General features: G+C 38.4%; 15 protein-coding genes. 14 read left to right on the top strand and 1 reads right to left on the bottom strand.

Annotated elements, in window-relative coordinates; genetic code table 11:
* Positions 1-19: 19 nt before the first annotated feature.
* Positions 20-562, bottom strand: coding sequence for a MerR family transcriptional regulator (locus EO120_RS05470; RefSeq protein WP_127134474.1), 543 nt, complete (start codon positions 560-562; stop codon positions 20-22).
* 313 nt (positions 563-875) lie between these two features.
* Here EO120_RS05470 and EO120_RS05475 point away from each other — a divergent pair, with 313 nt between their 5' ends.
* The 14 genes from EO120_RS05475 (at position 876) to mmuM (ending at position 16,098) form a co-directional block, all read left to right on the top strand.
* Positions 876-2,630, top strand: a complete 1,755-nt coding sequence (locus EO120_RS05475) for a 1-deoxy-D-xylulose-5-phosphate synthase (RefSeq protein WP_127134475.1) — start codon at positions 876-878, stop codon at positions 2,628-2,630.
* 277 nt (positions 2,631-2,907) lie between these two features.
* Positions 2,908-3,597 (top strand): carboxymuconolactone decarboxylase family protein, encoded by a 690-nt coding sequence (locus EO120_RS05480; RefSeq protein ID WP_127134476.1) that lies wholly within the window; start codon positions 2,908-2,910, stop codon positions 3,595-3,597.
* Between the two features lie 128 nt (positions 3,598-3,725).
* Positions 3,726-4,379: a tRNA (guanosine(46)-N7)-methyltransferase TrmB gene (trmB, locus tag EO120_RS05485; protein WP_127134477.1), complete on the top strand. Its 654-nt coding sequence runs from the start codon at positions 3,726-3,728 to the stop codon at positions 4,377-4,379.
* Position 4,380: 1 nt separating this feature from the next.
* On the top strand, positions 4,381-5,709 hold the full coding sequence (locus EO120_RS05490) for an FtsW/RodA/SpoVE family cell cycle protein (RefSeq protein WP_127134478.1): 1,329 nt from the start codon (positions 4,381-4,383) through the stop codon (positions 5,707-5,709).
* Between the two features lie 121 nt (positions 5,710-5,830).
* Positions 5,831-7,114, top strand: a complete 1,284-nt coding sequence (uraA, locus tag EO120_RS05495; protein ID WP_127134479.1) for a uracil permease — start codon at positions 5,831-5,833, stop codon at positions 7,112-7,114.
* A 221-nt stretch (positions 7,115-7,335) separates the two neighbouring features.
* Entirely contained in the window at positions 7,336-7,800 is a 465-nt protein-coding gene (locus EO120_RS05500) for an NfeD family protein (protein ID WP_127134480.1), read from the top strand.
* Positions 7,801-7,845: 45 nt separating this feature from the next.
* Positions 7,846-8,802, top strand: a complete 957-nt coding sequence (gene floA, locus EO120_RS05505; protein WP_127134481.1) for a flotillin-like protein FloA — start codon at positions 7,846-7,848, stop codon at positions 8,800-8,802.
* 8 nt (positions 8,803-8,810) lie between these two features.
* A complete protein-coding gene (locus EO120_RS05510; protein WP_127134482.1) occupies positions 8,811-9,380 on the top strand; it encodes a hypothetical protein in 570 nt (189 codons plus the stop codon).
* Between the two features lie 162 nt (positions 9,381-9,542).
* A complete protein-coding gene (locus tag EO120_RS05515; RefSeq protein WP_127134483.1) occupies positions 9,543-10,259 on the top strand; it encodes a sortase in 717 nt (238 codons plus the stop codon).
* Between the two features lie 145 nt (positions 10,260-10,404).
* Positions 10,405-11,343, top strand: coding sequence for a hypothetical protein (locus tag EO120_RS05520; RefSeq protein ID WP_127134484.1), 939 nt, complete (start codon positions 10,405-10,407; stop codon positions 11,341-11,343).
* A gap of 133 nt (positions 11,344-11,476) precedes the next feature.
* Positions 11,477-12,106: a DNA glycosylase gene (locus EO120_RS05525; protein ID WP_127134485.1), complete on the top strand. Its 630-nt coding sequence runs from the start codon at positions 11,477-11,479 to the stop codon at positions 12,104-12,106.
* 370 nt (positions 12,107-12,476) lie between these two features.
* The gene (locus EO120_RS05530; protein ID WP_127134486.1) at positions 12,477-13,727 is read left to right on the top strand and encodes an MFS transporter; all 1,251 of its coding nucleotides are present in this window, start codon (positions 12,477-12,479) and stop codon (positions 13,725-13,727) included.
* A gap of 389 nt (positions 13,728-14,116) precedes the next feature.
* Positions 14,117-14,899 carry a basic amino acid ABC transporter substrate-binding protein gene (locus EO120_RS05535; RefSeq protein WP_127134487.1) on the top strand — a complete coding sequence of 261 codons (783 nt, stop codon included), beginning with the start codon at positions 14,117-14,119 and terminating at the stop codon, positions 14,897-14,899.
* Between the two features lie 179 nt (positions 14,900-15,078).
* A complete protein-coding gene (gene mmuM / locus EO120_RS05540; protein WP_127134488.1) occupies positions 15,079-16,098 on the top strand; it encodes a homocysteine S-methyltransferase in 1,020 nt (339 codons plus the stop codon).
* Positions 16,099-16,388: the final 290 nt, after the last annotated feature.

Consider the following 16,388-nt stretch of genomic DNA (forward strand, 5'->3'; position numbering starts at 1 on the left):
TGGAATGAGCTACATATGTCTACAAATTTTCCAACTTATTGGGATTAGTCACACACACTTTTTGTCCTATAACCCTAAATTGCTTTGGTTTCGTACCTGTTTTAGCAGCTTTTGTATCTTCTTTCCATTTTTTTTCAAAATAAGAGTGATATTTTTTTGGGACTTCTTCTGGTGTTACTGTTTTGTAGAAGAGTGCTGTGCCACGACGTTGGGCTTCTTCGTAATACCATGTTTTGAAATTAAGCATTTCTAAACGCTTTTTGAGGTTTTCGATTTCTTTAATTACTCGGTCTCGTTGGTTGCGGATAATATGCAATCTATCGTCAATACGACTATCGCCTTCTACACAACAGTCGATGAAGTGCTTGATTTCTTTGATAGGCATACCTGTATTTTTGAGGCAGTCAATAATAAGTAGCCATTCCATGTCTTCATCGCGGAACATACGAATGCCCCCTTCAGAGCGTTCCACAAAGGGGAGTAGCCCTTCTTTGTCATAATAGCGAATTGTAGAGGCTGCTACATTCATTTTCTTGGCGATTTCGCCTACTGTATATACCATAGTATCTCCTTTATAAATGTGTTATTAGTATATGTGGGTAATTTATGTGTTATTAGTTTGTGAGGTTATATATGCATTATCACTATATACGAGGTGTTAGGCCTAGGTTTCGTGTACTTGGTGTATATAGTAACTAGATACATATGATATAGATATGAGTTTTAATAATATTTTACTATAGGAAAAAGTTGAATTAAAACCATTGACTTAAATCTAACTTTAAGTTATAGAATATAAACATACTTGAAGTAAGAAAAGTATAACATGCTTATGTATAGAGTTCAATGAGAATTAATATATCAAAGGAGTTATTATGAAATTAATTGATGTTACATCCCCTGCGGATATTAAAAATCTTTCCTTAGAAGAATTACAAGATTTGACAACACAAGCTCGTCAAGCGTTGATGACAAAGGTGTCTGAACACGGCGGACATTTTGGACCACCAATGGGCGTTGCAGAGATGATTGTAGCCCTTCATTATGTATTCAATTCGCCAGTAGATAAAATTGTATATGACGTATCTCACCAATCTTATGTTCACAAAATGCTTACCGGTCGTGCATTAGCATTCCTTGATCATGATCATTATGATGATGTCACTGGTTATACTGATCCTAGTGAAAGTGAACATGATTTCTTTAATATCGGCCATACATCTACATCTATTTCCTTAGCATCAGGCCTTGCTACTGGTCGAGATTTGAAAGGGGATACAGAAAATATCATCGCTATTATTGGTGATGGCTCTTTATCCGGTGGTGAAGCGTTTGAAGGCTTTGACTATGTGGCTACATTGAATAGCAATTTTATTGCTATCGTAAATGACAATGATCAATCTATTGCTGAAAATCATGGTGGCTTGTATACAGGTCTTCGTCAGTTGCGAGAAACGAATGGCGAAAGCCCTAACAATATCTTCAAAGCGATGGGATTGGATTATAGATTTGTTGCAGACGGCAATGATTTAGAAACATTAATCAATGTATTTAAAGAAGTAAAAGATATTGAGCATCCAATTGTATTACACATTGTTACACAAAAAGGTAAAGGCTATAAAATCGCAGAAGAAAACAAAGAACAATTTCATTGGTCTATGCCTTTTGATTTAGCGACTGGCAAACTAAAAGTAGAAAATAATGGTCCTAGTTATGCAGGGAAATTGGCCGATTATTTGATGGAACAAATCAAAGCAGACCCTACAGTTGTAGCTATCAACGCTGGTACACCAAGCGGTTTTGCTATGATGGAAGAGTGGCGCAAAGAAGCTGGTCGTCAATACATTGATGTTGGCATTGCAGAAGAACATGCGGTGGCTATGGCTTCTGGTATCGCTAAAAACGGGGGTAAACCTGTATTTAGTGTATTCAGTACATTCTTGCAACGGACATACGATCAGCTGGTACAAGATTTGTGCGTGAATAACAATAGCGCGGTTATTTTGAACCATTATGCATCCGTATACGGTTTGAATGATGTAACCCATTTGGGCTTCTTTGATATTCCAATGTTAACTAATATACCAAACCTTGTGTATTTGGCACCAACGAACTACGAAGAATTGATAGCTATGACTCATTATGCAGTTCATCAAAATGAACATCCAATCGCTATCCGTGTGCCAGTAGGCCCATTCATCTCTACAGGTCTTGAAGATACCACTGATTACAGCGAAATAAATAAATCTAAAATAACTCGTGAAGGTTCTAAAATTGCATTACTTGGCTTAGGTAATTTTTATCATATGGCTAACGAAGTAGCTGATGAATTGGCTAAACAAGGCATCGAAGCAACCGTGGTGAACGGTGTATTCGCATCTGGTATTGACAAAGAATTGCTTGAAGGTTTGAAAGCTAATCACTCTGTTGTGTTTACATTAGAAGATGGTGTTATCGAAGGTGGTTGGGGTGAACGCATTGCAAGCTTCTATGGCCCTTCTCATATGAAAGTGAAAAACTATGGTATTGCAAAAGAATTCCACGATCGTTACAACCCTGCTGAATTGTTGAAACAAAACGGCACGTCTGTAGAACAAATCGTAGCTGATGCAGTGGCTATGGTGAAATAATTTCCCTAGGAAATTCCATACTATATCAATAATGTTGAGAGATACTATTGTTAATATATAATCCCCGAGGGATGGTAGTTGTATGGTGGCAAACCCAATTCATATCTAATATTCAAAGAGTAGAGCATTGATGGGCACATTGATGCTCTGTTCTTGGTGATTCTTTCAGAAGCTATACTATAAAATTTAGAACAATTATTATATAATAGATAACAGTACACTAAAAAGTAATATTGTATGATGTGAGTTATAGTCTGTTTAAGGGAGATTAGAAATAGTGAAACGAATTGTGTCTGTAGTATTAGGCATTGCAGTTCTAAGCGGTAGTTATGTGTTGGCCGCATATGATGTAAAGGAGCCGATTACGAAAAATACACCATCTATTTCAGAGTTAAATGCCTATGTGCCAAAGGAGCTTAACGATCGTCAAAAGGATTTGGTTGATATTGGTCGTTTTACTGCTGCTGGTGATCAAGAGGCGTTGCGTGAGACCATCGCATCTGCTATTGAAAGAGGCACATTAACGCCTACAGAAATTAGCATTGCTATTCGTCAATTGTATGCTGCAGCAGGGTTAAAGCAAATGAAAGCAGCCCTAGCTACATTTGAGCAATTGCGCGAAGAACGTCCTGAATTTGGTGTTGACTATGATAAATTTATTCCTAAACGTATTGGTCTCAGTAGATTGTTTAGCGATGGCAATAGTAGTGCAGTGGTGACAACCGGTAAGAGTGATGATTCCCAAGAAGTGGTGAAATATAATACATTCCGTATTAAAAAACCAAAACCACGAAACCGCAATCATTCTCGTCTTGATAAATTAGATAAACAACTAGTAGAAGCGGCGGCAGTGGGGACGCGGTCAGGTAATACCAATGTTGTATTTGATTCTTCTAAGAAGAGCCTTGCAGAACTTGGTCTTAATCCACAACAAATTAAATATTTGGAAAATATGCTCAACAATTAACAAGAAGGCTCATGCATCTAGAGTGCATGAGCTTTTGTTATTGACCTACCTTTTTCGTTTTTCTATAATAATAAGGATAGATAAAAGCTAAAATTAAAACTTTTATAAAAGAAAGATAAGGAGTTATGATGCGTCTTCGTAGAAAGCCGTGGATTGATGAAGCCATCCACGAATATGATTCACATATTATTTTATCCGGTCAAGAGGATTATAAGGGAAAATGGCGAGAAGCATTTGCGCATCCTGAACGGCCTCTCTATATGGAATTAGGTACTGGTAAGGGCCGTTTCATTGCAGGTATGTCCGAGAAATATCCAGATGCCAACTTCGTTGGCTTTGAAGTACAAATCGGTGTTATTTATTATGCGGCACAAAAGATTTTTGAAGGGGAGAGAGATAATGCGAAGGTATCCCTATTCGATATTGCTGGCATTGAGGATATTGTAGCACCTGGCGAGGTAGACAGATTTTATATCAATTTCTGCGATCCTTGGCCTAAGGCAAAACATGCAAAACGCCGTTTAACATATCACACATTCCTCGATCGTTATGCGCGTCTTTTGAAAGATGGTGGAGAGGTGCATTTCAAAACTGACAATGAAGGTTTGTTTATGTTTTCCCTCGAAGAATTCCAAAATTGCGGTTGGGAGCTGAAAAATGTAACTTATGATTTACATAGTACGGATTTGCCAAATGTAAAAACAGAATATGAAGAGAAGTTTAGTGCCAAAGGTCAACCAATTTTCCGATTAGAAGCGGTAAAACCTACTAAGGAGGCCTAAAATGGAAGAAAAGGGGGCGCGCCGGCAGGTGTTCAAAAATGATTTGCAAGGCATGCTCTTGCCAGTGTTTATCATTTCTATTATTGGTAGTTTTAATATTTTTAGTGCTACTTATGTGGATTCTATTACTAATGATGCGGGATTGTTAGGCTATTTTCCAAAACATTTATTGTTCTTGGGATTATCGGTCTTTGTAGGCGGGCTGTTGTATCGATTTGATTATCGGAAATTGCAGAAACGCCATATATTGCAACGTATTATGATAGCAACATTAGCCAGCTTAGTGCTAGTTCTTTTGGTTGGTAGCGTTGTCAATGGTGCACGGCGGTGGATTCCAGTGGGGGCTTTTTCTGTACAGCCTTCTGAGTTTGCTAAATTAGCCGCTATCATTTGGACGGCTGCTAAAATTGCAGAAAAACCGTGGAAGAATCCTAAATTTAAATCCTTGTTAGAGCCTATTCGCGGGGCCACTATGGCAGATGTGCTGAAAGGATATTTTAAGGAACGTGGTAAATACATGTTTACCACGTTAGTATGGCCCACCATTTTTGCAGTACTTATTATGAAGCAACCTGATATGGGCACAGCGGTTTTGACGGTAGGTTTTTCATATTTGCTCATATTTCTAGCGGGATTTGATAAAGTGTTTTTCTCTGCTAGTCTTATCATTGCTGGGGTAGGTGGATTCATTCTAGCTAAATCTGAAGATTATAGGTGGGCTCGCGTTATGTCTTGGCTTGATCCTTGGTCGCAAGCTCGTGATTCTGGGTATCAAACAGTACAAGGTCTCTTGGCGGTCGGTTCAGGAGGTTTATTGGGTCAAGGATTCCTTAATGGTACGTCGAAATATTTTTATCTTCCAGAGGCACATACTGATTTTGCATTTGCCGTATGGGCTCAAGAAATGGGGCTTGTCGGTGCGTTAGCAGTAATATTTTTCATAGCTATGTTTACTTATTTTGGATTCCGCATTGCTAACAAGGCGCGTGATGAATTCGGTAAATGGTTGGCTATCGGTATTACCGTTTTGATTAGTGGGCAAGCATTTTTTAATATCGCTATGGTATGTGGAATGTTGCCTGTTACGGGGGTACCGTTGCCATTTATCAGTTATGGTGGTTCATCACTATTGATGAATTATATGGCTATCGGCATTTTGGCAAATATTGCACGTCGTAGTGTAGAAGGTGTAAAAAACATTGGTACAAAAGAACTATTGCCATCACTTCGAGAAGAAACACAAAGTCGTTTTAAACCAGAACGGCAGGTGGAACCGAAAATGCCTGGTCGTTTTGTGCCACCACCATCGAAACGTGTAACGCCATCATAGTATGGGTGTATTATACTTATGGTGTATTCTTGGCGTGAATGGTGTGTTCATCGTTCTCGAATGATAAGGTACATTGTGCTGTAGTGATTTTATTTACTATGACGTATATGGGAGGGATAAAATGAAAGATTATATTGATATTCAAGAGCGTCCATCATGGGGGCAAATGTTACCGCTTAGTTTTCAACACTTATTTGCTATGTTTGGTTCCACTGTATTAGTACCGTATTTGTTGAAAGTAGATCCTGCTACGGCTTTATTTATGAATGGTATCGGTACACTGTTATACCTTTTGGTATGTAAAGGTAAAATCCCTGCATACCTTGGTTCTAGCTTTGCTTTCATCGCTCCTGTAGGTGCTGTATTATCTGCAGGCCTTGGCTATGAAGCGGCAAAGGGGGCCTTCGTTGTGTTTGGTTTATCCTTTGTGTTGTTATCGATTCTAGTGAAATATATTGGTATCGGTTGGATTGATAAATTATTTCCACCTGCTGCGATGGGCGCTATTGTTGCGATTATCGGCTTGGAACTCGCTCCTGTGGCGATGAGCATGTCCGGGCTTATTGGTGACCAAAATCTTGGCATGTCACATCATCAAGCTATCATTATCTCTATGTTTTCCTTAGTTGTTACATTACTCGGTACTGTTGTATTCCGTGGTTTCTTAGCGGTTATTCCTGTTCTTATCGGTGTCGTAGCCGGCTATATATTATCAGCTATTATGGGCGTAGTTGATTTTTCTGGCGTAGAGTCTGCACCATGGTTCTCATTGCCACAATTCTATGGTATGCCTATTTTTGATATTAATGCTATTATTATGATTATGCCTGCTTTGTTTGTTGTGTTTGCTGAACATGTAGGTCATTTAGTGGTAACTAGCAATATTGTGGGCAAAGATTTGATGAAAGAGCCAGGTTTGCAACGATCCTTATTGGGCGATGGTTTGGCTAATGTATTGTCTGGTTTCTTCGGCGCTACACCAAATACCACATATGGTGAAAATATTGGTGTATTGGCAATCACTCGTTGTTTTAGTGTGTGGGTTATCGGTGGTGCTGCAGTACTCGCCATGATTGTATCTTTTGTCGGCAAGGTGGCAGCCCTCATTCACGCTATCCCAGTACCTGTTATGGGTGGTGTATCTATTCTCTTATTCGGTATCATTGCCGCCTCTGGCTTACGTATGCTCGTTGAACGTAAGGTTGATTATACAAATCCTGTTAATATGATTCTTACCTCTGTTATCTTAGTAGTCGGATTGAGTGGCGCAGAACTTGTTATTGGGCCTGTTGTGTTGAAAGGTATGGGCCTTGCCACTGTAGTGGGTATGGTGATGAGTATTGTACTTCTTGTTTTGCAAAAAACAGGTATTGGTAATGATCAATTGAAAAAAACAGAAATATAAGCATCTCCTGCATAGAATTATAAATGGATAGTTATTCCGTATATTTTATAATTCTATTGAAAGATAGCATAGGTATATCAATATTGTATGAGATTATAGAACGCGTAGCTTTCGGGCTACGCGTTTTTTTAAAGGCAATATGGTCACTAGTAAAAAACAAATGTCTATTGTATAATATATTGTATAAAATATAATGCAATATAATAAGGGAGGAGGTACATATGGATTCTATTTTCTGGCTTGTCATTGGCATTCTATTGATGGCTGTAGAATTAGTGATTCCAGGTGGTATTGTAGGACTTATTGGTTACTGCTTATTTATGTGGGGTGTGTTTACTGGACTTGGTGGTGGAGATATAGCAACATATGCTGTTCTAGGGAGCACCATTGTGTTACTACTATTATTAGTTACCTTTTTTAATCATTTTTCCAAGACTTGGATTGGTAAATTATTTACCCTCGGACAACGGTCTACAACGAAACAAGGGTATGTATCGAATGATGTACAAAGCGATTTACAGGGTAAGATTGGAGTGGCTCATACGCCACTAAGACCAGCTGGTATTGCACGCATCGATGATATGCTAATAGATGTTGTAACAGAAGGTGATTTTATTGATGCTGGTGCTACTATCGTAGTCGTTCGTGTCATAGGCAGCCGAAATATTGTGCGCCAACAATTTTAAGTATAATAAAGCTAGTATCTATGTGAATTTTAACAGGAGGAGATTATGGATTTAGGAATTATTATATTGTTACCTGTCTTATTGGTAGGGGTTATGATTTTCTTGTATGTGGTGCCACTGGGCCTTTGGGTATCTGCGTTGGCAGCAGGAGTTAATGTAGGGATTTTTACCCTCGTTGGTATGCGTTTGCGCCGTGTAAACCCATCTCAAATTGTTATGCCTTTGATTAAAGCTAATAAAGCGGGCCTCGATGTAGGGGTTAATCAATTAGAAGCCCATTACCTTGCTGGTGGCGACGTTGACCGCGTTGTAGATGCATTAATCGCCGCAGAGCGTGCATCTATTCCGTTGACTTTTGAACGTTCTGCGGCTATCGATCTTGCAGGTCGCGATGTGTTGGAAGCGGTTCAAATGTCTGTTAATCCTAAGGTGATTGAAACACCTATCATTTCTGCGGTTGCGAAAAATGGTATTGAATTGAAAGTACGTGCTCGTGTCACTGTACGCGCTAACATCGACCGCCTCGTTGGTGGTGCTGGTGAAGCTACAATCATTGCTCGTGTTGGTGAAGGTATTGTAACTACAGTTGGTTCCAGTGAAGAACATACAGATGTGTTGGAAAATCCAGATCACATTTCTCGTACTGTATTGGGTAAAGGGCTTGATGCTGGTACTGCTTTTGAAATCTTGTCCATCGATATTGCAGATGTTGATGTAGGGCGTAATATTGGTGCTCAATTACAAACAGATCAAGCAGAAGCGGATAAAAAAATCGCCCAAGCTCGCGCCGAAGAACGTCGTGCTATGGCTGTTGCTACAGAGCAGGAAATGCGTGCTAAAACACAAGATATGCAAGCAAAAGTTGTAGAAGCTCAAGCAGAAGTACCAAAAGCATTGGCTCAAGCCTTGCGGGATGGAAATTTAGGTGTTATGGATTACTATAATATGAATAATGTCTTAGCGGATACCAAAATGCGTGAAAATTTAGCAGATGGTGAATAGGAGGGGTTATGGGTGATATTGTATCCACAGTCCTATCTACCATCAGCGGTGAACCTATAGTTGTGCTCGTTATTATTTTTTTTGTACTTAGTAATATTTTAAAATCCAATAAATCTGCTGAAGAAGAGCAACAGAAGGATACTTCTGAAGCAACTAGTACGGGTGGCATGACATGGGAAGACATGGAGCGTGCCTATGGAATTAAAATCGATAAAAAAGATGAAGTTGATACAATCGATAACGCTGAATGTGGAGCTGTGCACAATGTACTAGATGAAACTGCTACCATAGATAATTCTGAACCTATAGATGCATATCATACATCAGAGGTTATAGAACCTAAGAAGAAAAAGACGCAGCAATCTACAGAGACAACTTTGGAAGAACGATTAGCTGCGTACAATCGGGAAAGTGCAGCAGCCCTTCAAAAACTAGAATTGGCACAGTCAGAAGAGAATCATGTTACAAAGGTAGAGAAGAAACAACATAGACAACGCCAGCCTATATCTGTAAAAGAAGGGATGCGTTGGTCGATTATATTAGATAAGCCTAAAGCTTTACAAATGAAGTCGCGTTAATAATGGTATCGTGTTTAAAGTGATAATAGTATTTGTATTCACTGAGGTGAATTACAGTTACAGGGGTTCCTAATAGTCACAGGGGTGACTATTAGGAACCCCTTTTTTATTGATTTTTTATGGACGAAGCTTTCATAATAAATATGAAAGGACGGTGATTTTATGTATCGTAGTGTACGGAATATTCCTAAAGAATTATTGCAACAATTGTATGTAGTGGAGCAGTGGACATTACGAGATGTGGCGGATTATTTTGCTTGTAGCGTAGATACTATTGTGCGGCGTATGGAAGAATACGGTATTGAACGTAGAGCTGTTAAAAAAGAAATCAATCGTCGTACCCTTGTATCTTTGTATGGAGAGGGGAGGACCAGTATTGATAAGCTATCGAAGCAATTTAGTGTATCCCCATCTACAATAACGAATCGACTCAGAGAATATGGCATTTATTGTACTGCGCCGTCTATTACTAAGCCTATAGATCCAGACCGTATTAAAAAGGCTTATGAAAGTGGCAATACTACTACTGCTATTGCACAGATGATGGGCATTACAAGATGGAAAGTTCTTCATATTTTACGACATATGGGGGTTAGCATCCGCGGTCAAAAGAGACGGATGCAACCTATTGAGGAAATGGTGTATCTCTATACTTGTCACCAGTTGAGTACGAAAGATATTGGTCTTGCCTATGGATTACAATCGAATACTATAGCGCTCTACTTACGTGAGTCAGGCATTCCTATGCGAGGAAAGACCTTAGCCATTGATGCGGGAGAGATAAAACGATTGCGTAATGAAGGTTTTTCTGTTGCAGCAATAGCCAAAACAATGGAATGCTCTACATCAGCCGTGCGTAGCAGATTAAAAAAACAATAAATTGACTCATTGCGCTATCGTTCTTGGCGAGGATGTATTGATAAGAGCGATATGGTTAAAAATTAGAATAGAACTTTCGGGATTATGTAGTATTTTATACATAATTACTATATACTTAATACTATATGATGATGGGAGGTTTACTATGCTAACTTTTTTTGAATTATTGGCTCCATTTTTATTGCTCGGTATTGTGGCTGCCGGTTTATCTCGTATATCGGGTGTGGCTCTATCCATGATTATCGTACCTACTTTGTTGATTTGGGGCGCTACGCCTCTTGATGTGGTAGCGTTTATGTTATTATTTGTGGTGTACAACAATTTTACTGCTGAAACACAAGATGTACGATTGAACTATAAGGAACTCGTATTATTTCCAGGCTGGAAAATGGCAATTCCGTTGATTTTCACTGTGCTTATAACTATTGTAATGCCCCCTGCAGGAATTGCATTCTTTATGGCTTGTTTTGTATTGGAATTGATGGCTACCGTGTATAAACGGATCCCCGAGAAACAACGTCCTGCGCTGCATCGCGTTGTGGTTTTATCCGTGCTGAGTGCTATTGTAACATCTATTGGTGCCTATGCAGGACCTCGGATTCCTAGTGAATACTATTTTGGTCTCGTTGGCCTCGCTATTTTAGCAATTACTGCATTTGCTTGGTATGCTGGCCGTCATCGCAATGCTTTTAAAGGTATTTGGGAATTTATCTGGGTAGATATGAATGTTTTATTAGGTCTGTTTGGTGTTGAAAGCTCCAATTATCCAGCAGGTTTGACTCGTGATTATCATAGCCCGATGGATCGTATGTTACCGATGATTACTGTCGTTGGAGGTTATGCAGGATTAATGGTGGTCTTTGGCGTGTACAAAATGTTCTCCATTCCGTCCTTTATTACTGCTATTGGTGCAGCGCTAGGGATGCGTATGTTTGGACTTTACGAATTTGACCGTCGTGGTTCTTTCTCCTATTTGGCTATCGGATTGGCCATAGCTGCTGTAGTATGTCTTTATTTGGTATCTCCTGTACCAACTGGTTTTGATGCGGTAAACGCTATTATGACACAACCGATTAATCAGTAAGTTATGCTAATTGATATAGATTGCTGTTTGATTAGGTACACGATGCAAGTAATTTCGATACTATGTATTTAATGAATGGTTGAAAAGGTCTTATAATTTGATCTATAATACGACGATGTAAGGAGTGTTCGATATGAAATATGATGAACTAATTACAATCGGGCCTAATGAAGTGGTGGAAACGAGACCGTTTCCACCATTTTTGCCCTCTAATACAACTGTGATGCTAATGGGTACATTCCCGCCTACATCTGAAAAACGTGCCATGGAGTTTCATTATCCAAACTTTCAAAATGATATGTGGCGCGTTTATGGGTTGGTGTTTTTTCATGATAAGGATTATTTTAGAAAAGGTGATGAAAAGGCTTTTGACTCTGATAAGATTAAGGCTTTTTTAGCAGAACGTGGTATTGCATCATGTCCAACCGTGTTGAAAGCAATTCGAGAAAAGGGGAATGCATCCGATGCATTTTTGAAGGTAGTAGAGCCTGTACCGTTGGCTGAGGTATTGGCACAAATTCCACATTGTAAGCATATTGCCACAACTGGTGGTAAAGCTACAGAAGTGTTGCTTAGTTTATTGCCGAAAAAAGTCAAGTTGCCGAAATCGGGGGAAACCATTCCTTATGTTTTTGAAGGTCGTGAATTAACGTTAACTAGATTACCATCTACATCAAGGGCGTATCCGTTGAGCCTTGCTAAAAAAGTAGATGCTTATCGGCAGTTCTTTGTACAATCTGGTTTAGATGTGTATGGGGAATGATTGACAAGTTTTTTACAATAGAATAGTTGAAGTAGTAAAACCCAGTATCATTGTGGATGCTGGGTTTTCTGTTTATAAGTATCAGGAGGAGTAGTGTTTTCGATTATGTGGCTTGGCAATTGATATAGATTTGCATTGCAGAATATTAAATTATATATGATAAAACATAACTGATTTAGTATTGATAATTAAAATAGATGAGCTTTAAAATACTAAAAATTATCATAATACTTTATTTATTTGGATATTTATTAAAATAATTTATAACTAAATTTACAAAAATAACACTTGATTTTTGCTGTCAGAGGTTTATAATTTATCGTTGTAAATTGATGGTTAACAATAGACAAGAAAATGGAGTGATATAATTATGAGCCAAGTAAAAGACGCCTTATGGACGAAAGCATTTGTCCTTGATACTTTAATTAATTTTTTAGTATTTTTAATTTATTACTTATTAATTGTTATTATTGCAGTTGTAGCAAAAGACACATTACATGCTACTGCTAGTCAAGCAGGTCTTGCCGTTGGTATTTATATTATCGGTACTGTCGTAGCAAGGCTATTAACAGGGCGATTTATTAGTAATCTAGGGTGTCGTAAGATGCTTTATATGGGACTCATCATTTATCTAGTATCGACAGTATTATATTTCTATACACCAAACCTTGCCATTCTAGATAGTGTTCGTTTCTTAAACGGCTTTGCTTACGGTATTACATCAACCGCTACTAGCACAATTATTGCCGCTATTATACCGATGTCTCGTCGTGGAGAAGGAATTAATTATTATGGATTGTCTACATCATTAGCCGCTGCAGTAGGACCGTTCTTGGGTATTTTGATGCTTCATACAATGGGTTATGATTTTATTATCGCTTTTTGTGTAGCCCTCGTTATTCTCTGTATTATTGGCGCTATGAGTATGAAGTTTAAAGAACCAGAATTGAAAATAGAGTCTGAAGCACATAAAGGTATCCGTATTTCCGATTACCTCGAACCTCGTATGAATTCCATAAGCCTTGTATCCGTTTTAGTTGGCTTTGCCTACTCTGGAGTTATTGGCTTTATGGCAGCCTATACGCGCGATCTTGATCTTATCATGGCCGGTACATTCTTCTTCGTTGTTTATGCCGTAGTGATTACTGTAACAAGACCATTATTAGGTATTGTGTTCGATATGAAAGGGGAAAATTTTGTATTATATCCTTGTTTCCTATCTTTAGCATTGGGAATTTTGCTTTTATCAGTAGCTCATTCTACATGGGTGGTATTGCTATCTGCGGTATTTGTTGGCCTTGGTTATGGTACATTTATGTCGAATGGGCAAGCAGTTACTGTTAAAATTGTACCTGTACACCGCATCGGTATAGCTACATCCACATACTTCATCGCCCTTGATATGGGCCTTGGATTTGGGCCATATATTCTCGGTGGTGTAAAAGAGGTGGTTGGTTACTCATCCATGTTTCAACTTACTGCTGTAGTGGCTCTTGTAGCACTAGGGGCATACTATTTCTTTTATGGCCGCTATGTAGGTACTGATAAAGATCTTTCTTTGAGAGCGCGTGCTGAAGAAGAAGAAATTAAAAGTATGAAGCTATATGAAGAAAAAGCATAGTTATAGAAAAAGCAAAGTGATGGCACAATACTATAGTGTTTATTATTATGGTGCAAATCCTTTGTATTGCTTAGTCAGTAATGGTTAGTTTGCGGATAAGGTATCGGAATAAATGAAAAAAGAGAACTTCTACAGATTGTGGTAATCGGTAGGAGTTCTCTTTCGTTATAGTTAAAAGTTATATAGATTTAAAACCTATTTATATAGTCGGAATTATTGACCTTATGAGTCGTAGTTTGTTATTATAACTATAGAAGAAGTATCATATGAGCAATTATTGTATTAAATATGCCTAGTATGATATAGATAATAAGTATTTAGTAATTTATATAAGAACTATTTTAGGTATAGTAGGCTCTGACTGCTCATAAAATAGATATGAGGTATACATGAATTTAAAACGCATTACTGCCGTTGCCGGCACTTTCACATTGATTACGAGTCTATTTATCGCTGGCTGTGGCAGTAACACAACAAATAATGATAAGGTCTGGCGCGTAGGTACAGATGCGACATATGCACCATTTGGTTTTAAAGAAAAGAATACTGGCAAATTAGATGGTTTTGATATCGATATTATTACTGCTATTGCGAAAGAAGAAGGAGCAGAGGTAGACATCCAAAATCTTAATTTTGATGCCCTATTACCAGCATTACAAAGTAATACACTAGATATTGCTATCTCTGATATGACCATTTCTGAAGAGCGTGCTAAATCTGTAGATTTTAGTAATCCTTATTACATTGCTGGTAGTGGTTTAGTAGTCAATACTGATAATACAAACATTACGAGTTTTAAGGATTTAGAGGGAAAACGCATTGGTGTTTCTATTGGATCTACTGGTGCTGAAATTGCAGGGAAGATCCCGAATGCTGATGTTCGCCAATTTAATTTGATTATTGATGCATTCCTAGAATTGCAAAATCGTGGTGTTGATGTAGTTATCAACGATACACCGGTTAATGAGTTCTATGTAGCCAATAAAGGTCGTGGTATTGCTAAGGTAGTAGGCGAAGATTACGATGCAGCACCTTTGGGAATTGCTGTGAAAAAAGGTAATACTGAATTACTAGATAAAATCAACAGCGGTTTAGCTAAGATTAAAGAAAATGGTAAATATAGGGAAATTTATAAAAAATGGTTCGGTAAAGAACCACCAGTTGAGCAGTAATTAGATGATATAATTTAGCAATAGTGGATTAGTCCTTACTCTTTTGGAGTGAGGACTAATATTGTGTCTCCTGTAAGATACGTATGATAGCATATATGGCTATATATTCTTAGGTTAGAGCAGAGTATGGTGAGGGTGTAATGGCTGCTACGGGATAGCGTCATAGAATGGAGATGTATATGACTAAAAGAACGGCTTTTTTAGATATTTTACAAGAACGAGATGGTCTAGTATTAGATGGGGCATTTGGTACTGAGTTAGAACGCCAAGGCTGCGATATTAATGACCCTTTATGGTCGTCTAAGGTGCTCATTGACAGCCCTGAAATGATTAAAAAAGTGCATATTTCTTATTTAGCAGCTGGTGCAGATATTATTGAAAGCTCCGGTTATCAAGCAACAGTAGCTGGTTTCAAGGCGCATGGGTATGGTACGGAAGAGGCCTTAGAGCTCGTTAAGATGTCTGTACGCCTTGCAGTACAAGCGCGCAATGAATTTATTGAGGCAAAAGCAAGTGGTATGCTTACATTGAGGGGAATTACGTTGGGAGAGGAAACAGAAGATGGAATTCGGTATTACTCCGAAGGAGCGTTGGCTAAACCTCTCGTAGCCGCTTCTGTAGGTCCTTATGGGGCATTCCTCGCTGATGGTTCTGAATATCGCGGTGACTATGGTGTTCAAGTAGAGTATTTAGAAGTATTCCATTTTCCTCGTATGGCTTTGTTTGCAGAAGAAAATCCGGATGTATTGGCCTGTGAAACGGTGCCTTCTTATGATGAAGCGATTGCAATAGCTCGCGTACTATCTGATCCGTTTACTACTCGAGGTATTCCGAGCTGGATTTCCTTCTCCTGTAAGGATGAGCATCATATTTCTAGTGGTGAAACTATTATTAAATGTGCTGAAATGATTGATAAGGTGCGCCCTGTAACGGGTATTGGTATTAACTGTACAGCACCAGAATATGTTGAATCCTTAATCAAAGATATCCGTTCTGTTACGGAAAAACCAATTATCGTATATCCCAATCTTGGAGAAGTCTATGATGGTATTACAAAAACATGGTCTGGTGGCCAATCGGGATTTCTTGATTATGTACCAAAATGGCGTGCTGTAGGGGCGAATATTATCGGTGGATGTTGCAGGACTAATCCAGATGTGATCGGCGATGTGGCAACATATATTCATAACACATGGTAAGAGAGTAATTTAAAGAGGCTTATAGAATAAAACATATGCGTTTTACTCTGTAAGCCTCTTTGGTTGTATATAGTTTTTGGGGAACTATTAATGCTATAGTGCTATAACGATTACATCTATAGTGGTTTCAAATTACTGACTCTATAGTTGTTAATTGCAATATGTTTCTATAAGCCGATATTTTTTCTTAAAAGTTTAGATTTATATAGATGAGAATAGGAAGGGGGGGATTGATTATAATATATCTATAGAGGCTGTATATATACAAAAAAAGAACTCCTACGGAGTTC

This window comes from Veillonella caviae, assembly GCF_003992125.1.
GTDB lineage: Bacteria > Bacillota > Negativicutes > Veillonellales > Veillonellaceae > Veillonella > Veillonella caviae.